This window comes from Pseudalgibacter alginicilyticus, assembly GCF_001310225.1.
Classification (GTDB): domain Bacteria; phylum Bacteroidota; class Bacteroidia; order Flavobacteriales; family Flavobacteriaceae; genus Pseudalgibacter; species Pseudalgibacter alginicilyticus.
This window is the reverse complement of record NZ_CP012898.1, coordinates 665,321-685,553: the sequence shown is the minus strand read 5'-3', so window position 1 is coordinate 685,553 and position 20,233 is coordinate 665,321. Positions and strand designations below refer to the sequence as shown.

Here is a 20,233-nt window from a genome sequence, read left to right as displayed (position 1 = left end):
TGACGAAGAAAAGTTAAATTACTTACGATACTTAGAGCGATATTATTCCAGACACTTATAAATTTGTTTGAGTATTTCAAATTATTTATTCAAATAGTATTTTAATGTACTTAACTTTAAATTTAATTTATCTTTATCCTATGATTACTGTATCTAATTTTAAAAAGCATCTTATTGATAAAGGAGGGTTAACTAATGAGGAGTTTACTCAAATAGAATATTTAATTAAAACAAAAAAAGTTGCAAAAGGTCAGTTTTTACTAAAACAGGGAGATATTTGCTCTCATTTCTTTTTTGTAGAACAAGGTTTATTGCGTTTTTATGCCTTAAATGAAGAAGGTAAAGAAAACATTTTACAATTTGCAACTGAAACTTGGCTTGTAAGCGATAGAGGAAGCTTTTTTTTTAAAGAACCTTCTACTTACTATATTGATGCTGCTGAAAATTCTATAGTTGTTATTATTGATGAAGAATTTATAGATCAAGTGTCAAGAATAAATCCTGATTTTAGAAAGCGAAACGAACAATTGCTTCATAACCATATCAGACATTTATATAAGCGGGTTAGCTTATTATTAGGTGCTTCTGCCAGAGTGAGGTATCTGGATTTTATTGCTATGTATCCTGATGTTTTATTGCGTGTACCCCAATGGATGATTGCTTCCTATTTAGGAATTACACCAGAAAGTTTAAGCCGTGTTAGAAAAGCACTTGCAAAAGAAAATTTCAATCCTAATAATTAAAAATAACTTCTTACCATAGGTCAATGTATACTTTTTACTATTGCTGTAATTTTGCAGTAATAGAAAAGTAAATAGATTATGAAACATTTAGAAGTATTAGTAGTCGCTAAGCACACAGGTATTCCGAAAATCCTAAACTGGAAAGTTACTGTAGAAAACCGTGTAGAGACTGTTGTTGAAAAGCTATACCAAATACCGTACAAAGTTGTTGCTATTTCTGATGAATTAGCCGATACAGACAAGCTTAAATTAATCAAAATCATATCATTATTATTTAATGAGCTTATTTGGTTAACTTATCATGATAAAACAGCCTTAGCTGAAACGGTAAAAACGGCTTATTGGACTAAAAAAAGACCAAGTTCAAATCAAAATTATTTAGATAACTTAATTGAAATTAAATTGGCTCATAATCTCAATTTAAAAAAAGATTAACAATTAAAAGAGAAACAATATGAAAATAAGAACTATAGAAAAAATAACAAAACCAGGAACACCACATTTTGTTGGAGATGGTTTTAGGGTTCATAATTTTATTCCAGGAACATCAACCATGAAGCGTATGGATCCGTTCATTATGATGGATTATAATTCAAAGTACAATTTTCCGGCAACAGAAAAACCAAAAGGTGTAGGTGTACATCCGCACCGTGGTTTTGAAACAGTAACGATTGCTTATAAAGGTCGTGTTGAACATGGTGATAGTGCTGGAGGTGGTGGTGTTATTGGTGAAGGAGATGTGCAATGGATGACTGCTGCTTCTGGGGTGCTACACAAAGAGTTTCATGAAACCGAATGGAGTAAAACGGGAGGAGAATTTCAAATGGTGCAATTATGGGTTAATTTACCAGCAAAAGATAAGATGAGCTCACCAAAATATCAAGCTATTTCCCATTCTGAAATGACCAAAATAGCATTGCCTAATCAATCAGGAGAAATAGAAGTAATTGCAGGAGAATATGATGGTTACAAAGGGCCTGCATCTACATTTACGCCTATCAATATGTATAATGTTAGATTAAAAAAAGGTAATAAAACTGAATTGAATTTTCCTAAGCATTATACAACAGCGTTATTAATAATAGAAGGAGAAGCTAAACTAAATAGTGAGTATAATGCACCAGAAGATCATTTTGTAATGTTTAGTAATGATGGGGAGTCTTTTACTATGGAAGCATTACAAGATACTGTTATTTTGGTACTAAGTGGCAAACCTATAAATGAACCCATTGTGGCTCATGGCCCCTTTGTAATGAATACTCAAGAAGAAATCATGGAAGCTTTTCAAGATTACAATAGTGGTAAATTTGGTTATTTAGAAGATTAAATAGTACGATAACTCAAAGTAGCTCATTTGCTGAGCTACTTTTCAGGTTTTTATTTTAATGGTTAATTTAGGGATATTAGCGCTTTGCTTTAATAAGCTAAGTACATTAAAGTTAAATAAATTCAGTATTTTTGTGGCGTATTTTAGAGGCATTAATACGGCATCAACATAACATTTTTTTAGTGGAAAACATCATATTACAAGCAGAAAACTTTGTGTTGCAATTATTTGAAACAAAATTGTCAGCAAATAATTTCTATCATAACATTGACCATACCAAGCGAGTTGTAAAGCGAATTACTCAACTTGCAGAATGGGAAGGCTGTAATGAAAGAGAAAAAGAAATTTTGGAGCTTACAGCTTGGTTTCACGATACAGGTTATGTTGTAACAAATGATGGACATGAAGAAGAAAGTGCAAAGATAGCGGAAGAGTTTTTAACCTCAAATCAATTTTCACTTAGTGATATTGCGCTTGTAAAAAAATTAATCTTTGTAACCAAAAAAGGAGCTGTACCCATTACCAAATTGGAAAAAATAGCTAAAGATGCTGATTGTAGTCATTTAGCTTCCGATGATTATTTTGAAATTTCTAACTTATTAAAAAAAGAAATAGTATTAAAAAATAACACTCCTATTTTAGATTTAGATTGGTTGGAAGCTAATAAAGAGTTTTTTGAAAACCAACAGTTTTATACACAATCGGCATTACTTAAATGGCAACCTTACAAAGAACTTAATGCTCGCGAACTTGATGCTAAAATTCTAAAAATAAAGACCAAGCAGCAGGTTAAGTTAAATAATAAAAGAACAGGGAGAGGAGTGGAGACCATGTTTCGCACTACGCTCAAAAATCATATAGAATTGAGTGCAATAGCAGACACCAAAGCTAATATTTTACTTTCTGTTAACGCCATTATCATTTCGGTTGCATTATCTAGTTTGGTGCCAAGGTTAGATAGCCCATCTAATGCATTTTTAGTTTGGCCCACTTTAATATTAACCGTTTTAAGTGTTATTTCCATTGTTTTATCAGTGCTTTCTACGCGTCCAAATATTTCAAAAATTACAGTAACCAAAGACATGATTAAAAATAAACAGACCAATATTTTATTTTTTGGTAACTTTTATAAAATGAATTTGAAAGATTTTGAATGGGGTATCGACTATTTAATAGAAAATGAAGATGTATTATATAATTCACTTACTAAAGATTTATATTATTTAGGTCTTGTTTTAGAACGAAAATATAGACTATTACGAATAACTTACACGGTGTTCATGTTTGGAATAATAATTTCAGCTTTGGCCTTTATTATTAGTTATTATTTATTCATGATAAATTAACACAAAGTATGCAAACACTAATAAAAAAAGGACCTTTTGAATCTAAATTGTCTTTTAGATTACTGAAAGAAAAATTTGAAGAACTTTCAGTATCAAATAATCCTGTTGCTCAATTTCAATCGAATCAAGCATTAGAGCTATTTAAAAAGCACCCATTTCTTGCTAATGGTGAGCTATCTCTTTCTGAGTGTGAAAGTCACAGAGTTGTTATTGAACAATTAATGGGCTATTTGTTTCCTGTGGCACTTACCACAAATGAAATTAAAACAGCCATTTATCCTTTAACTAATTTTACGTTTTATACGAGTGCCCGGTTGGTTAACATTTTAAAGAACTCGATCTATAATTTAGATGAGATTTTCAAAATGCTCTTTAAAGATCATATTGATGGTTATGATTTAATTCCTTATGCCGTAATTTTAAATTCTTATTATCAATATAATATTGATTTAGACCGACCTAAAACACTTAAAATAGCTAATAAAGATGGTTCTATAAGAAACTATAGAGTAACATTCAATGCCGATTTTATGGAAATTTATCCTAATGAAAATGCTATTGAAATTACACCTGATGTTTTAGATGAATTACTTACAGATGCTAATAATAAAGATGTTTGGAAACAATATTTTCCAGATAACTCTTGGACCGTTGAAGGGTTTGGTATAGTGACCATGACTGATACAACCTTGGATGAAACTATTGACAATTTTAAAACACATTTAATACAACCTAATAACGAAAGTTTTTTCTCTTTAAAGGAAAATATTAGACATATATTTGGAATTCCAGATTTAGAATTAGGTAGCTATAGCTTTGAGCATAATAAATTAATACCTCCTCATCCTTATGATAATAATTTTAAAATGTTATCAATAGAAAAAGGAGACTCTGTTGATTGTAAAGGTTATGCTTGTGACAAAGTTTACAGGCAACTTTTTGTAGAAAATAAACCAGCAATTCTTTCTAATATCGAACGATATGATGAACTTACAAAAGGAAATACTTTAAGTAAAACATTACTTAAACAAGGGTTTAAAAGTGCTGTACTAATCCCTATAGTTATTGATGGCAATTTACAGTTTGTAATAGAAATGGCCACATATAAAACCAATCAGCTTAACGCAATAAATATGGTAAAAATGGAAACATTAATGCCTTTTATTTTAAGTTATTCTGCACGGTCTATTACTGAGTTTAAAAATGAAGTAAGTGCGGTTATTCAACAAGAATGCACTTCTATTCATCCTTCTGTAGAATGGCGTTTTGAAGAAGAGGCCTCAAAATTTATACAAAAACGAAATACAGGCGAAAATCCATCTTTTAACGAAATTGTATTTAAAGATGTGCTTCCTCTTTACGGTCAAATAGATATTATTGGGTCGTCTGAAGCTAGAAATAAAGCCATTCAATCAGATTTAAAGGAACAACTTACTCAAACTAAAAATTTGTTGAATGCATGTTTAGAAGAAAAAAAGTCACCTTATTATGAACAGCTAACATATCAAATTGATAAGTTTATATATGAATTGGATGAAGAATTTCAAACCAATACAGAACAGGAAGTTAACAGGTTTTTCAATATTCAAATTTTCCCGTTATTGGAACATCTTTTAACTACAAATATCAATGTAGAGGGTATAAAAGCGTTTAAAGCAACTTTAGATTCAGAATTAAAAACCTATTATAAAGCCAGAAAAGAATACGATGATACCGTAGATTTAACCAATAAAAAACTATCCTGTTTTATAGATAAGCAACAAGAACTGGCACAAGCTATGTTTCCGCATTTCTTTGAAAAATTTAAAACCGATGGTGTAGAGCATAATTTATATATTGGTCAATCTATCACACAAAACAAAACCTTTCATTTAACGGATTTGTATAATTTGCGCCTATGGCAATTGCAAGTGGTTTGCGAAATGGAAGCCATGTATTATAATGAACAAAAAGAATTTCCACTTCAACTTGATGTAGCATCACTTATTTTGGTTTACGATGTGCCATTGACCATTAGATACCGTATGGATGAAAAACAATTTGATGTAGATGGCGCTTATAATGTGCGATATGAAATGATTAAAAAACGAATTGATAAGGCACTTATTAAAAATACTAATGAACGTTTAAGACAACCCAATAAACTGAGTGTGGTATATTCTAGCAATGAAATTGAGCGTGAGTATTTAAATTATTTTGAATTTTTACAATCCAAAAATTATATAGGCAAAAACATTGAAATTGTTGAGATAGAAGAGCTTCAAGGAGCAAGTGGTATAAAAGCAATTCGGGTAGATATTAACTATAAATTAAATAAGATAGAAAATCTTTTTAATGTTAATGACCTTGAAATTATAGAATAAGAAAAATACAACTCTTCCTTGATTTATGAAAAAAACGTTACTTATTTTCTTGCTCTTTGTGGTAACAGCCTGTGCTACATATAAATCCAATCAAAACCAACTAATAAATACCCCTTTTGTTGAAGGTATAAATAATGAAACCACTAATATTTTTTTAATTGGTGACGCAGGGAAACTGGAAGATGATGGTACACCACCAAAGGCTTTACTTTCTATTCAGGAGCATTTTCCTAAAGCAAATGAAGATGATATTCTTTTATTTTTAGGAGATAATATCTATCCAAAAGGAATGCCTTCTAAAAATAATAAACAAGCAAAACACATACTACAAACACAAATAAATGTTGCCGAAACGTTTCCTGGAAAAGTAATGTTTATTCCTGGAAATCACGATTGGTATAGTGGTATTAAAGGGTTAAAGCGTCAAGAAGACATGGTGGAAGAAGCTTTAGGAAAAAATACATTTTTACCTGAAAATGGGTGTCCTATTGAAAAAGTAAATATAAGTGATGATATTGTGTTGCTGGTGGTTGATTCACACTGGTATATTACCAATTGGAACAAACAGCCCACTATTAATGACGATTGTGAAATTAAATCACGATCTCTTTTTTTAGACGAATTTAGAGATGAAATAAAAAAAGCACGAGGAAAAACCACTTTAGTAGCTATTCATCATCCTATGTATACCAATGGTCCACATGGAGGTAATTATAGTTTTGTTGATCATTTGAAACCGCTTCCTGTTTTAGGAACATTAAAAAACATTATTAGAAGTACAAGCGGCATATCAAATGCTGATATTTCTAATCATTTTTATAATGAATTACGTAAAAACTTAATAGCTGCAGCACAACAAAACAATAATGTTATTTTTCTTTCTGGGCATGAACATAATTTGCAGTTTATTGAACACGACAATTTAACGCAGATAGTTAGTGGTTCTGGTTCTAAAGAAAACCCTACAAGAGTTAAAAACGATGGCAATCAATTTGGCTTAGGTGTTAATGGTTATGCCGTGCTAAATATCAATAAAAATAAGTCTTCTAATGTACAATTTATTAATGCAATTTCTAATGAAGTAGTTTTTAGAAAAACAATCCAAGAAGCTACCCATACAAACTTAATTGACTACCCTAAAAGGTTTAATGACTCAATTTTAGCTTCTGTGTATAATAAAAAAGAAGTTGAAAAATCAAAGTTTTATAAAATGCTTTGGGGTAATCGATACCGAAAATATTTTAATATAGAAGTAAAAGCCAAAACAGTTGATTTAGATACTTTTTATGGAGGCTTAATACCTATAAGAAAAGGGGGGGGGACACAATCTAAATCGTTACGCTTAAGGGCAAATGATGGCAAAGAATATGTTATGCGTGCGGTTAAAAAAAGCGCAACACAGTACATTCAAGCTGCTATGTTTAAAGATCATTTTGTAGAAGGTCAATTTGATGATACAGCTACAGAGTCACTCGTTAAAGATGTATTTACAGGTTCTCATCCATATGCTCCTTTAGTTATTAGTACACTTTCTGATGCTGTAGATGTGTATCATTTAAATCCACAATTATTATACGTTCCAAAGCAAAATACTTTAGGTCGTTTTAATTCTGAATTTGGTAACGAATTATATTTATTTGAGGAACATGCTTCAGATGGACATGTTGAACTTGCAGGAGGAAACTTTACTGGTGATATTATCAGCACAATTGATATGATGGAAGATTTGCATTCAGATGAAGATGTCATATTAGATCAAGTGAGTTATATCCGAGCCCGATTATTTGATATGCTTATAGGTGATTGGGATCGTCATCAAGACCAATGGCGTTGGATGGAGTTTAAAGAAAAAGGTAAAAAAATATACAGACCTTTACCAAGAGACCGTGATCAAGCTTTTTCTATAATGTCTGATGGTTTTATGCTTGGGGCTGCTGTAGCTCTAATTCCTCCTGCAAGAGTATTGCGAAAATACAGTACAGATTTAAAAGATGTAAAAGGCGTAAATGCCGAACCTTATCCTTTGGATATGGCATTTTTAGTTGATATTGATAAAAAAACTTGGGATGAGCAAGTGGATTTTATTACCAAACAGGTTACTGATAGTGTTATAAATATTGCATTCTCAAAAATACCTCAAGAAGTACAAGATTCAAGTATTGATAAAATAAAAAAGATTTTAAAACAACGACGAGCAAATCTTCAAAAAATAGCTGATAGATACTATAAGTTAACATCTAAATATGCTGTTTTTACAGCTACAAATAAAGATGATTACATTAAGATTATATCGAATGAAAATGGAGCTGTAACGGTTGAAATGTATCGAAAAAAAGATGATACTATTAAAGATCGATTTCACTACAGAAAACACCAACCTGAGGAAACAAAAGAAATATGGATTTACGGTTTGGATGATGATGACACCTTTGAGGTTATAGGAAAAAGTAAAAAAATAAAAATCCGTTTAATTGGAGGGCAAAATAACGATGCATACAAGGTAGCAGAAGGGACCAATGTTTATATATATGATTATGAATCAAAAAAGAATGATGTGTTGGAGGCAAAAAAAGCAAAAATTAAGCTTACAGATGACTATGAAACAAATGTGTATGATTACAAAAAATTAAAAGCTAATTCAAATCAAATTATTCCTACAATAGGTGCTAATCCTGATGATGGATTAAAACTTGGTTTTTCTAATATTTACACGGTGAATGGTTTTAAACGTAATCCATACACAAGTCAGCACCAATTTAAAGCTAATTATTATTTTGCTACCAAGGGTTATGAACTAAATTATCATGGTGAATTTGCTCATGTTATTAATAATTTTAACTTTGTTTTAGGAGTGAATTTTCAAAGTCCAAATTTTAGTCAGAATTTCTTTGGATATGGAAATGAAACCCCCAATTTTGATGATGATTATGGATTGAATTACAATCGAGTTAAAATTAGAAACTTTTCTGTAGCACCTGGATTGGTATGGAATTCTAAACGAGGAAGCAAACTAAGTATGGGGCTAAGTTATGAATCTATAGAAATCCATCAAACCCACAACCGCTTTGTGGATGGAAATCCTCAGTTACCTAACTATATTTTTGATGAAGTTCAATTTGGAGGTGTTAACGCAACATTTGAGTTTTTAAATTTTGATAATAATGCTTATCCAACTATGGGTATGTCTTTTGATGTATCAATTGGTTTAAAAAGTAATTTGGATGAAAAGGGGAGAACTTATGGTTACTTAATACCTAAATGGAGTATCGCTCATAAACTGTCATCTTCAGGGAAATTGGTTTTAGCTACAACTGTTAAAGGTCATGTTAATTTTAGTGATGACTTTGAATTTTATCAAGCAGCCACTATTGGAGGCTTAGATGGTTTAAGAGGTTTTAGAAACCAACGATTTACAGGCAAACAAGCATTTTATCAAAATACAGATATTCGATACAGTTTTAGTAATCTAAAAACTTTAATCATTCCTATTAAAATGGGGGTTTATGGTAGTTTTGATTACGGAAGAGTTTGGCTGCCTAATTTTGACTATTCTGAAAAATGGCATAATACCTACGGTGGTGGTTTTTTTGTAAATATGGCCGAAATAATGTCGTTAAACCTTGGAGCATTTAACTCATCAGATGGTTTGCGAGTTGCTTTTGGTTTGGGTTTTGGATTTTAATTACTATTTTTAAGTAAAAACAAGTTTTGTTATAGCTGAAAGGTTAAAAAATACTCTGCTAATAATGATAAGCCAGCGTATTTAATTTGTATAACAAAACTGAAATAAGAATAAAAGATCTAAGATAAGGTTAAAATTTACGATACTATTTTCCGTTTTTTAATCTTTATAGATGGAACAAATTTTATGTTTATTAAATAGGGTGTCTTTTATAAATTATTTGCGCAAGATTCCTATAAATATGCATTTCATTTAACCTGAAATAAAGTTATATTTGACTAAAATTCATCTAACTTATTAGTCATGTTATTCTTCTTAAATCACCGTTTTTTTTCTTTGTTTTTTTGGCTTTTTATTTTTAGTCAATTAAATTTTGGTCAACAGCAAAAACCTTTAACACTTAAAGATTATGCACAATGGAAAAGCATAAATAATACAGCTATTTCCCCTGACGGAGTCTGGATGACATATGCTTACAAACCAAATGAAGGGGATGCAAAATTGTACATCCGTAGACTTAACGGTGACACCTTACGTACAGTAATAAATGGAAAAGAAGTTAGTTTTTCATCAGATAGTAACTGGTTGGCTTTTTTAGTAGATCCAACAAAAAAAATGGCAGATAAACTTAAGGCATCTAAAAAACCTATTTTAAGTGATTTGCAAATAGTACATCTTGATACCAATGTGGTATCTGTTGTTAAAACTGTAAAGAGTTTTAAGTTTTCAAAAACATCTAAATTTATAGCTGTTCACAAACAGCCTAACAACACTAAAGCAGATTATAAAGGAAGTGATTTACTACTTAAAGATTTAGAAAGCAATAAAACACTTAATATAGGTAATGTATCTGCTTATGCTTTTAATAAAGAAGGTACGCTTCTTTCTTATTTGATTGATGCGGAGGACGATTATGGTAATGGTCTTTATGTTGTTGATTTAAATGATTTTCGTATTAGGCCATTACATACAGGTAGCTATACGTATTCTCAGATGACTTGGAATAAGGAAACAAACCAAATAGCAGTATTATTTGGGGGCAAAAAAAAGGGAAATGTAGAGAGAGACAACACTGTTTATTGGACTTCAAATCTTATTTCAGGTATGACAACTCCAATAGTACATAACCAATATTCAGTAACTGAAGATGCTGATTTTCCTAAAAATATGGTGATTAGTGAGTACTCTAAATTAACTTGGAATAAAGAAGGAACACAGTTACTCCATGGGGTTAAGGCTCAGCAAACCGAATTAAAAAAAGCAGATGAGCAAAAAGCAAATGTAGATGTTTGGCACTGGAAAGATGAGCGTGTACAGTCGCGTCAAATAGTACAAGCGGGAAGAGATAGGAAATCAAATTTTAAAGCTGTTTTAAATCTTGAAAATAAGACATTTATTCAATTGGAAAATGAAGACATGCCTTCTGTTAATTATTCTGAAAATAGTCTATGGGCAATTGGAAAATTGGATACTCTTTATCGTAAAAACGTAGGTATACCTGGAGGTTATACAGATTTGTATAGTATTAATACTCAAACAGGAAAAAAGGAATTAATAGCAGAAAAAGTATATAGATATATGGGCATGTCTCCAAATGGAGAGTGGGTGCTTTTTTCAAAAGAAGGTGATGTAATAGGCTATAATTTTGAGCAAGGGAAGTTATCCAATTTAACTGCAAAAACGGGTATAAGTTTTATAAATGAAGATTATGATAAACCAGTTGAAAAACCTACTTATGGTGTAGCTGGATGGTCTAAAGATGGGAATACATTAATCCTAAATCATGAATATGATTTATGGACCATTGCACTTAATTCTGATGAAGTAGTAAACTTAACCCAAGGTATCGGTAATGATGAAAATATCCGTTTTAGATTGATACAACTGGATCCAGAAGCTAAGACTTTTGATTTAATGGAACCTTTATTGCTTTCAGCTTATGGTGATTTCACAAAAAAATCAGGATACTATAAAGTTAAATTTGGAGAAAAACCTGAGATGTTATGTTATGAAAATAAAATGATAACAGGAATTACCAAGGCAAGAAAAGCAGATAAGCTTATTTACAAAGCTCAGAGTTTTGAAGATTTTCCTGATTATTGGCTAACCGATTTATCCTTTAAAAAACCTAAAAAAATAACTAATGCCAATCCACAACAGTCTAAATATAAATGGGGAAAAAGAATATTAGTCGATTATACAGATGAGCGAGGTCATGCATTACAGGCTACCTTAGCATTACCAGCAGATTATGATTCGAATAAAAAATATCCAATGATTGTCTATTTCTATGAAAAAATGTCTCATATGCACCACTTATACTCTATGCCCAAATATGATGATAGGCCACACGCATCTACATATGCAAGTAATGGCTATTTAGTTTTAATGCCAGATATTGTGTTTGACGTGGGGATGCCCGGCTCATCAGCATTGGATGATGTTACAAGTGCTGCAAAAGAAGTTGTTAAATTAGGATATGCCGATCCAGACAAAATAGGGTTACAAGGACATAGTTGGGGAGGATATGAATCTTCTTTTATTGTTACTCAAACAGATATGTTTGCTGCAGTAGTTACGGGAGCGCCGTTAACCAATTTAGTTAGTATGTACAATATTGCATATAAAAGTTCAGGCATTTTGAATAGCCCAATTATAGAATGGTCTCAAGGAAGAATGGGGGTGAGTCCATGGCAAAATATGGAATTATATCTTAGCCAATCTCCTTTACATCATGCTCATAAAATTAAAACGCCTTTTCTTATTCTTCATGGGACTAGTGATGGTGCTGTGGATTGGAATCAAGGTTTAGAGTTTTATTCGGCCGCAAGACGACTTGGTAAAGAAGTTATTTTATTATCCTATCCAAATGAACCTCACCACTTAAGTAAAAAGGATAATCAAAAAGATTTTCAAATCCGGATGAAACAGTATTTTGATTATTATCTTAAAGGAGATATAGCTCCAATTTGGATGAAAGAAGGAGTAAATCACTTAGATAAAAAACGTTTGGGACCTGAGATTTTAGAAAAAATTGATTAAATACGAAGGTAAAAATAGCATACATATGCGATAAAGGGGTGTAGTTGTTTTTGTATAGTTTTTAAGAAGTTTGCATCAGAATTATTTTTAATTCTCATTGTACATAAAATGATACCCAATGAAAAATACAACAGTTGCCCTAAAAATTTGGCAGAAACCTCTATTTTTAGTAAATAGAATAAGTGAATCTGAAAACTTAAAAAGCAAATTGTTAAAAAAGTTAGTTCTTAGTTTTTTTAAAAAACTTATTAGTGTTCCAGAAAACGCTTCAAATAACTTTTACATATAATTTTTAATTTTAGGATTATTGAGTATGTTTTTACGGTAACTCAATAAAGCTTAAAATAGCAGTTATTTTTATAATATTCTCTTTTTTTGTACTACAGAAATACATGGATTGCCAGAATCCGTTAATCAATATTCAATCTTTAATGGATTAAAGAATATACTTTTCTTTAAATAATATTATTTGTTTTCATATCCTTTATCTGTTAAAAATACGAAGTAGAAAATTTACTAACTCCTACATATATATGGGTTTACTTATATGGGTTTGAGTTTATAAAAACGTCTCACCATTATTATACGAGATGCTTCTTTCGTTATTAGGTATGCAAGTAATCTGGTATCAAAAAGTTTGTTCTTCATGTAAAAAATAGCAGCAGCTTACAATATAATTAATCAGTTTTTTTCTGACATAATCTTTTAAATTAATAAAAACCATTCCTGAAAGTGTAGGACTTTATACTTATATGAGTTATTAATTTTATTTATAACGCACCTTTAAATGGGGGTTCATATCTAATTTTATTAAAACTTTTAAAATATAAATAATGTCCTTAATAACTATAATGCTCAACATTTTACTGCCACCATTAGCCGTTTTTATAAAACATGGTATAGGTGGTACATTCTTTATTAGCTTAATTCTTACGCTTATTGGTTGGATACCAGGTGTTATACATGCCTTTTTGGTTAATGGAAAATAAGATGTTTAGAGTTTAAATTAAGTTTTATTTACTATGGTAGACTTAGCTGATATTTTAATAAAAGCGTGGAGTAATCTTTTTGATACAACAACAAATTCATTGCTGTTAATATTTTTAACCAGCATCGGAATTTATGTAGCCGTTATTCTTTACACTCGTATAGCAGGAAAAAGAAGTTTTTCAAAAATGTCAAGTTTTGATTTTGCGATGACTGTTGCTGTAGGATCCATGATTGCCACTACAATATTATCAAAGTCTGTTAGTCTTTTGGAAGGAGGTGTTGGTCTTATTATGGTATACGGACTTCAATTAATAGCAGCAACATTTCGTCGTTATAAGTGGTTTAGACAGTTTATTGATAATCAACCAACTTTACTGATGGATGGTGAAATTTTATTGCATGATAATATGAAGGCTGTAAGGGTTACAGAAGGTGATTTACGGTCTAAATTACGAGAATCTAACGTTGCAAAATTATCAGAAGTAAAAGCTGTGATTTTTGAAACCACAGGTAACTTAGTTGTAGTTCATAAGGATCATAATTGTCCAGTAGATGACTGGATTTTAAAAGATGTTAAGAGGTAATTTACCATATAATTATAAATAATTATGGTATTAAAATAATTTTTATGAATCCACAAGAATCAAATAATATTAAACTTGAATATAAACATTTTATCATTAATAAAAATCATCCTTGTGTTATGGCCAATAGCGTGTTTACAATGGATAATTATAAATTAAATATTTATGATGATATTAATTCAGAAGAAATTATAAGTGCTGTTCTTTTAAATATTGAAAATTATTTAAATAATTATGATTATGAATCTAAAGAATTTCAGTCTTTAATTATATGTTTTAAAAACAATAAATTTAAAACGGAGTTAGAGTTTGAAAATGCCTTGTGGAATTTTTTACAAAGGCTTCATAATTATGACGATGCTCCATGGGATGAAAGTGTAAGTTCGGATCCTAATGACCCTAATTTTAGCTTTAGTATTAAAAATAAGGCTTTCTATATTATTGGGATGCATCCAGAAAGTTCAAGACTAGCACGAAAAGCACCTTATTGTACGATAGTTTTTAATTTACATTATCAATTTGAAAAATTAAGAGAAATGGGGGCCTACGAAAGAGTAAAAAAAAGAATCCGTAGCCGCGATAAAGAATTACAGGGGTTTATAAACCCAGTATTAGCCGATTTTGGTCTGGATGCAGAAACAAAGCAATATAGTGGAAGAAACGTGGAAAAAGATTGGAAATGTCCCTTTCATAACAAAAAATAAAAATATGAGTTCTATAAACGTAATACCACCTCAATCGGGTGCAGCTTTTAAAATAAGTAAAGGAGATGTGCTAACAGTTATTGATCCACTTGGAAAACAAGTAAGTGATATGGTACTTTTTAATAACGCAGATAAAAAGGAAAAAATTTCTTCTGGGAAAACAATGGATTTTGAAGAAACTATTTTGCTAAGCAAAGGAAATTTTTTATGGAGCAATCGTTCGCAAAAAATGATGGAGATAATAGAGGATACTAACGGTAGAAATGATTTTTTGTTGGCACCATGTAGTCCAGAAACGTTCAAAATTATGTACAATAACCCTTCGTACCATCCAAGTTGTTTGGAAAATTTAAATAAAAATTTGCTTCAATTTCATATTGATCTTGATGAAATTCCTACAGCTTTTAACATTTTTATGAATGTTCAATTTGATAAAGAAGGCAAACTAAAAGTGCTGCCTCCAACATCAAAACAAGGTGATTTAATTCGTTTTAAAGCTGAAATGGATTTGATTGTAGGATTAACGGCATGTTCCGCAGAAGATAGTAATGGGGGCGTTTTTAAGCCTATTCATTTTATTGTTACAACTTCGAAAAGTGTTGCTAAGGATATTATAAATTTTAATCAGCAATAATAGTTTTAAAACAGGCATGTATTTTCATATTTACTTGCTTTGGAATTACTACATTAGTCTGGAGATTAGATTGCGAGATTTAGAGTTAGCTAAATTAACTTGAATCATGAAGAAACACCATTTATAAGTACAAATCTGTGTATTGAAATTGTTCAAAGTATTAAAAAAATACGACAAGCATTAGAACCACATCGGGAACTGGAGTTGCTAACTTTACTCGGACATAAAATTTAAGACTGTTTGTTACAAAACAAATATCTTAGAAGCATGGCATGAAATTATAGGGGAACAAACCATCGCAGATGCCATTTTGGACCGCCTTGTTCATAATGCACACAGAATAGACATTAAAGGAGAATCCATGCGCAAAAAATTGAAAAATAAATATTAAATTTAACCACAAATGAATCGATTTTGAGCACTTACTTTGCTATGCTCACTTTAATCCGCCGCAAGTGGCTCACTTTGTCCGCCCTATCCAGATTTTTAACGCTTGCTTGTGAAGAATAAATCAACTGATTTTTAAAACGGAAAATACAAGGGTAAATTTTACTCTTGTACTCACCACAAAGGTAAATTTTCACTATATTTACTCTCGTTAATAAAACGTGAGTAAATATTACCCTTGTTAAAAATGGCAGATTTCGATAGAACCATACCTTACAATAGCTTACCGCTATTGCCTCCTAAAAAAACATTAGAGACCACTAAAGTTTTACGTAAAACTATTGATGCCAGTAGAGCATTAGCAAAGCTTAATGGTATGCTCACTAATTTGCCAAATCCAACATTATTTTTAGACACGATTCATTTACAAGAGGCAAAAGCAAGTTCTGAAATAGAGAATATAATAACTACTAATGACGATTTATACAAATCTTTAGTTGCAGATAAAAAGTTTGATAATCCTGCTACAAAAGAAGTAATTAGCTACAAAGAAGCTTTGTGGAATGGTTTACGTGATATTGAAAAACGTCCTTTTATTTCTACAAACTTATGTATTGAAATAGTGCAAAGCATTAAAAAAAATACAGCGAGCATTAGAAATACTCCTGGTACTGCTTTAAAGAATGCCAAAGGAGAAACTATTTATACACCCCCAACAGGAGAAGCTGTTATTAGGGAGAAATTAGCCAATTTAGAAACGTTTATTAATGAAAATGATACCATAGACCCATTAATAAAAATGGCATTAATGCATTATCAATTTGAAGCTATACACCCTTTTAGTGATGGTAATGGTAGAACAGGACGTATTCTTTTATTACTCTACCTAAAACTAGAAAAACTGTTAGATACACCTGCTATTTATTTAAGTGAATTCATTATAAAAAACAAAGCAGATTACTATAATAAATTACGTGAGGTTACAGAAAATAACGATTGGGAATCGTGGATATTGTATATGCTAGAAATGGTAGAATACACTGCTAAAAAAGGACTAAAACGTTTAAAAGACGTAACTGTTCTAATGGAACAAATGGGAACTGAAATTAAAGAAAAACTACCTAAAGCATATACAAAAGAATTGGTGGAAATACTATTTAGATTACCATACACCAAACGACAATTTTTAATTGATGAAAAATTAGGAACGCCTAAAACAGTAGGGAATTATTTAATCGCTTTAGAGGAAACAGGCTTTTTAACTTCCGAAAAAGTAGGTAAAGAAAAATTGTATCTCAATCATAGGTTAATGGCTGTTTTAGAACAGGCTTAATTTTTATATAAAAAAAGAACTAAAAATGAACAACATAAAAGAATCTGCAAATTTTATTTGGTCTATAGCAGACTTATTAAGAGGTGATTACAAACAAAGTGATTACGGTAAAGTAATATTACCTTTTACAGTTTTAAGGCGTTTAGATTGCGTTTTACAAGCAACAAAAGCTGAGGTTCTAAAAAAACACGAGCAAGTAAAAACAATGAATATACAGAACTTAGACCCTATTTTAAATAAGGTAGCTGGGTATAATTTTCATAACGCTAGTTTGTTTGATTTTGATAAACTTATTGCAGACCCAAATAATATAGCATCCAATTTACGAAACTACATTAACGGATTTTCAGAAGAAGCCAGAGAAATTATAGAGCAGTTTGAATTCGATAACCAAATTACAAAGCTAGACGAAGCCAATTTACTGTTTATGGTGCTTAAACGTTTCCAAGAAATAGATTTACACCCAGAACAAATTTCAAGCATGGAAATGGGCTATATGTTTGAAGAACTAATAAGAAAATTTGCTGAAATAAGTAACGAAACTGCTGGAGAACACTTTACACCTCGTGAAGTAATCCGTTTAATGGTAAATCTATTGTTTATGAACGATAGAGAAATTTTAACGCAAAAAGGAATCGTAAAAACTATTTTCGATTGTTGTGCTGGTACTGGAGGAATGTTATCTGTAGCCGAAGAATACCTCAACGAATTGAATCCAGATGCGAGATTAGAAGTTTTCGGACAAGAACTAAATCCAGAATCGTATGCTATCTGTAAGTCCGATATGTTAATCAAAGGACAGAAACCAGATAACATTGCTAAAGGAAACAGTTTAAAAAGTAAAGACGATGTAAAACTAAAAGGCGACCAGTTTATAAATCATAAGTTTGATTATTTAATTACCAACCCACCCTTTGGAGTAAAATGGGGAAAAGTACAAAAAGAAGTTACCGAAGAACATAATTCTTTAGGGCATGGTGGTCGTTTTGGTGCTGGTTTACCTTCTGTAAGTGATGGTTCGTTTTTATTCTTAATGAGCTTAATGTCTAAAATGAAACCTAAAGACCAAGGGGGTTCTCGTTTAGCTATTGTATTTAATGGTTCTCCATTGTTTTCTGGTTCACCAAGTAGTAAAAAGAATGAAAGTAGCATACGCCAATGGATTATTGAAAACGACTTGTTAGAAGCCGTTATAGCACTACCTAATCAATTGTTTTACAATACGGGTATCAGTACATATATTTGGATAATTAGCAACAATAAAGCAGAAAAACGCAAAGGAAAAGTACAACTAATAAATGCTGTAGATTACTTTAAAAAAATGAGTAAATCTTTAGGTGATAAACGTAACGAATTATCAGACCAGCACATACAAGACATTACCAAATTGTATGGCGATTTTGAAGCCAACGAACATTGTAAAATATTTGATAATAAAGATTTTGGTTATGCCAAAGTAACCGTAGAACGTCCTTTAATGAAAAACGGTAAAGTAGTTAAAGACAGTAAAGGCAATCCTAAATCAGATGCTAAGTTACGTGACACCGAAAACATTCCGTTAAAAGAAGATATACAAGAATACATGAAACGTGAAGTATTACCACACGTGCCAGATGCTTGGGTAGACGAAAAGAAAACCAAAATTGGTTACGAAATTAATTTTACCAAATATTTCTACCAATACAAACCGTTGAGGTCTTTAGCAGAAATTAAAGCCGATATTTTAGCTTTAGAAGAAGAAACCGATGGTTTAATTAAAACGGTGATGAACTAGTATGAAGAAATACGAAACATACAAAGATTCTGGAGTAGAATGGATTGGTGAAATTCCAGAACATTGGGAAATAACTAGTATAAAATATATTGGTTCAATTGTTAGTGGATATTCTTTCAAAAGTGATGATTTTACAGAGAAAGGTGTTAGAGTAATGAAAATATCTAACATTCAAACAATGAGAATTGATTGGACAGATGATTCTTATTTACCTAATGATTTTTTAAACAAGTATTCTAGGTTTATAGTTCGTAAAGGAGATTTGGTATTTGCTTTAACGCGACCAATTATTTCGACTGGTATAAAAGCAGCTATAATCGATGAAAATATTGATATATTATTAAATCAAAGAAATGCAGTTTTGAAGCCAAGTAATAATCTAGTAACAGAATGGATGTATTACATGATATTTAATGAATCATTTAAACAACATTTCGAAAGTCTAATTGATAACACTGGTCAACAGCCTAACATTTCGTCTACTGATATTGGGAATATAAATATTCCTTTTCCCTCTTTAGAAGAACAAACCCAAATAGCCAATTACCTCAACCACAAAACAGCACAATTAGATACCTTAATTACTAAAAAAGAGCAGTTAATTAGCTTATTACAAGAAGAACGTACTGCCATGATTGATAACTTTCTACAGCCTAAAGATGATTGGAATTCTGTACCAATTCGTTATTTAATAATGGGAGGATATTTAAAACAACAAGATGGAAACCATGGAGAACTTCATCCTATTGCTTCTGAATATACAGAAAATGGTATACCATTTATCATGGCTAACCACTTAGTAAATGAAAAAATAGACTTTGAGAATTGTAAGTATATTTCGGAAGAACGAGCAAGTAAATTACGAATTGGATTTGCTAAAGAAGGGGACATCCTTTTAACCCACAAAGGTACTTTAGGAAGAGTTGCTATCGTTGAAGGTATTTCAACTGAATATGTAATGCTTACACCTCAAGTAACCTATTACAGATGCTTAAATGGTTTAGATAATAGGTATCTAAAATTATTTTTTCAATCATCGAAATTTCAAAATGAAATGAAGTTCATAGGAGGTGAAGGAACAACGAGGGCATATGTCGGGCTTTTAGCTCAAAGAAATATTGTTGTTGATTTTCCTAATGAGATTAATGAACAAAAGAGAATAGTTGAAAAAATAGAATTCACATTAAATATTAATAGTGATTTGATTAATAAACTTTCATTAGAAATAGAACTTCTAAAAGAATACAAAACCGCTTTAATTAGTGAAGTAGTTACGGGTAAAGTAGACGTAAGAGAAGAAGTGTTAGCACAATAAAAAAGTAAA

At 30.9% G+C, this 20,233-nt stretch carries 14 protein-coding genes and 1 pseudogene; all 15 read left to right on the top strand.

Annotated elements, in window-relative coordinates:
• The first annotated feature begins 104 nt into the window (after window positions 1-104).
• The gene (locus APS56_RS02850; protein WP_236778454.1) at window positions 105-743 is read left to right on the top strand and encodes a Crp/Fnr family transcriptional regulator; all 639 of its coding nucleotides are present in this window, start codon (window positions 105-107) and stop codon (window positions 741-743) included.
• A 78-nt stretch (window positions 744-821) separates the two neighbouring features.
• Entirely contained in the window at window positions 822-1,178 is a 357-nt protein-coding gene (locus APS56_RS02845; protein ID WP_054724591.1) for a hypothetical protein, read from the top strand.
• A 19-nt stretch (window positions 1,179-1,197) separates the two neighbouring features.
• Window positions 1,198-2,070 carry a pirin family protein gene (locus APS56_RS02840; RefSeq protein ID WP_054724589.1) on the top strand — a complete coding sequence of 291 codons (873 nt, stop codon included), beginning with the start codon at window positions 1,198-1,200 and terminating at the stop codon, window positions 2,068-2,070.
• 182 nt (window positions 2,071-2,252) lie between these two features.
• Window positions 2,253-3,416 (top strand): Pycsar system effector family protein, encoded by a 1,164-nt coding sequence (locus APS56_RS02835; protein WP_054724587.1) that lies wholly within the window; start codon window positions 2,253-2,255, stop codon window positions 3,414-3,416.
• 8 nt (window positions 3,417-3,424) lie between these two features.
• Entirely contained in the window at window positions 3,425-5,779 is a 2,355-nt protein-coding gene (locus APS56_RS02830; RefSeq protein WP_054724585.1) for a hypothetical protein, read from the top strand.
• Between the two features lie 25 nt (window positions 5,780-5,804).
• Window positions 5,805-9,461: a metallophosphoesterase gene (locus APS56_RS02825; RefSeq protein ID WP_054724583.1), complete on the top strand. Its 3,657-nt coding sequence runs from the start codon at window positions 5,805-5,807 to the stop codon at window positions 9,459-9,461.
• A 303-nt stretch (window positions 9,462-9,764) separates the two neighbouring features.
• Entirely contained in the window at window positions 9,765-12,503 is a 2,739-nt protein-coding gene (locus APS56_RS02820; protein ID WP_054724581.1) for a S9 family peptidase, read from the top strand.
• Between the two features lie 833 nt (window positions 12,504-13,336).
• The gene (locus APS56_RS02815) at window positions 13,337-13,492 is read left to right on the top strand and encodes a YqaE/Pmp3 family membrane protein (protein ID WP_054724579.1); all 156 of its coding nucleotides are present in this window, start codon (window positions 13,337-13,339) and stop codon (window positions 13,490-13,492) included.
• Between the two features lie 33 nt (window positions 13,493-13,525).
• Complete coding sequence (locus APS56_RS02810) at window positions 13,526-14,077, top strand: DUF421 domain-containing protein (RefSeq protein WP_098946170.1); 552 nt, start codon at window positions 13,526-13,528, stop codon at window positions 14,075-14,077.
• 44 nt (window positions 14,078-14,121) lie between these two features.
• Window positions 14,122-14,781 carry a guanitoxin biosynthesis heme-dependent pre-guanitoxin N-hydroxylase GntA gene (gene gntA / locus APS56_RS02805; RefSeq protein WP_054724577.1) on the top strand — a complete coding sequence of 220 codons (660 nt, stop codon included), beginning with the start codon at window positions 14,122-14,124 and terminating at the stop codon, window positions 14,779-14,781.
• Between the two features lie 4 nt (window positions 14,782-14,785).
• Window positions 14,786-15,415 carry a DUF1989 domain-containing protein gene (locus APS56_RS02800; protein ID WP_054731089.1) on the top strand — a complete coding sequence of 210 codons (630 nt, stop codon included), beginning with the start codon at window positions 14,786-14,788 and terminating at the stop codon, window positions 15,413-15,415.
• 259 nt (window positions 15,416-15,674) lie between these two features.
• Window positions 15,675-15,806 (top strand): annotated as a pseudogene (locus APS56_RS16705) (ATP-binding protein); the annotation flags it as partial.
• A gap of 243 nt (window positions 15,807-16,049) precedes the next feature.
• The gene (locus APS56_RS02795; RefSeq protein ID WP_054731087.1) at window positions 16,050-17,135 is read left to right on the top strand and encodes a Fic family protein; all 1,086 of its coding nucleotides are present in this window, start codon (window positions 16,050-16,052) and stop codon (window positions 17,133-17,135) included.
• 25 nt (window positions 17,136-17,160) lie between these two features.
• A complete protein-coding gene (locus tag APS56_RS02790; RefSeq protein WP_054724575.1) occupies window positions 17,161-18,909 on the top strand; it encodes a type I restriction-modification system subunit M in 1,749 nt (582 codons plus the stop codon).
• A gap of 1 nt (window position 18,910) precedes the next feature.
• Window positions 18,911-20,224, top strand: coding sequence for a restriction endonuclease subunit S (locus APS56_RS02785; RefSeq protein ID WP_054724573.1), 1,314 nt, complete (start codon window positions 18,911-18,913; stop codon window positions 20,222-20,224).
• Window positions 20,225-20,233 lie beyond the last annotated feature (9 nt).

Bases quoted from the DNA above. Each gene is read 5' to 3' on its own strand.
- APS56_RS02815 (WP_054724579.1), top strand. From the start codon at position 13,337: ATGTCCTTAATAACTATAATGCTCAACATTTTACTGCCACCATTAGCC.
- APS56_RS02850 (WP_236778454.1), top strand. From the start codon at position 105: ATGTACTTAACTTTAAATTTAATTTATCTTTATCCTATGATTACTGTA.
- APS56_RS02840 (WP_054724589.1), top strand. From the start codon at position 1,198: ATGAAAATAAGAACTATAGAAAAAATAACAAAACCAGGAACACCACAT.
- APS56_RS02795 (WP_054731087.1), top strand. From the start codon at position 16,050: ATGGCAGATTTCGATAGAACCATACCTTACAATAGCTTACCGCTATTG.
- APS56_RS02810 (WP_098946170.1), top strand. From the start codon at position 13,526: ATGGTAGACTTAGCTGATATTTTAATAAAAGCGTGGAGTAATCTTTTT.
- APS56_RS02845 (WP_054724591.1), top strand. From the start codon at position 822: ATGAAACATTTAGAAGTATTAGTAGTCGCTAAGCACACAGGTATTCCG.
- gntA (WP_054724577.1), top strand. From the start codon at position 14,122: ATGAATCCACAAGAATCAAATAATATTAAACTTGAATATAAACATTTT.
- APS56_RS02800 (WP_054731089.1), top strand. From the start codon at position 14,786: ATGAGTTCTATAAACGTAATACCACCTCAATCGGGTGCAGCTTTTAAA.
- APS56_RS02790 (WP_054724575.1), top strand. From the start codon at position 17,161: ATGAACAACATAAAAGAATCTGCAAATTTTATTTGGTCTATAGCAGAC.
- APS56_RS02830 (WP_054724585.1), top strand. From the start codon at position 3,425: ATGCAAACACTAATAAAAAAAGGACCTTTTGAATCTAAATTGTCTTTT.
- APS56_RS02785 (WP_054724573.1), top strand. From the start codon at position 18,911: ATGAAGAAATACGAAACATACAAAGATTCTGGAGTAGAATGGATTGGT.
- APS56_RS02825 (WP_054724583.1), top strand. From the start codon at position 5,805: ATGAAAAAAACGTTACTTATTTTCTTGCTCTTTGTGGTAACAGCCTGT.
- APS56_RS02820 (WP_054724581.1), top strand. From the start codon at position 9,765: ATGTTATTCTTCTTAAATCACCGTTTTTTTTCTTTGTTTTTTTGGCTT.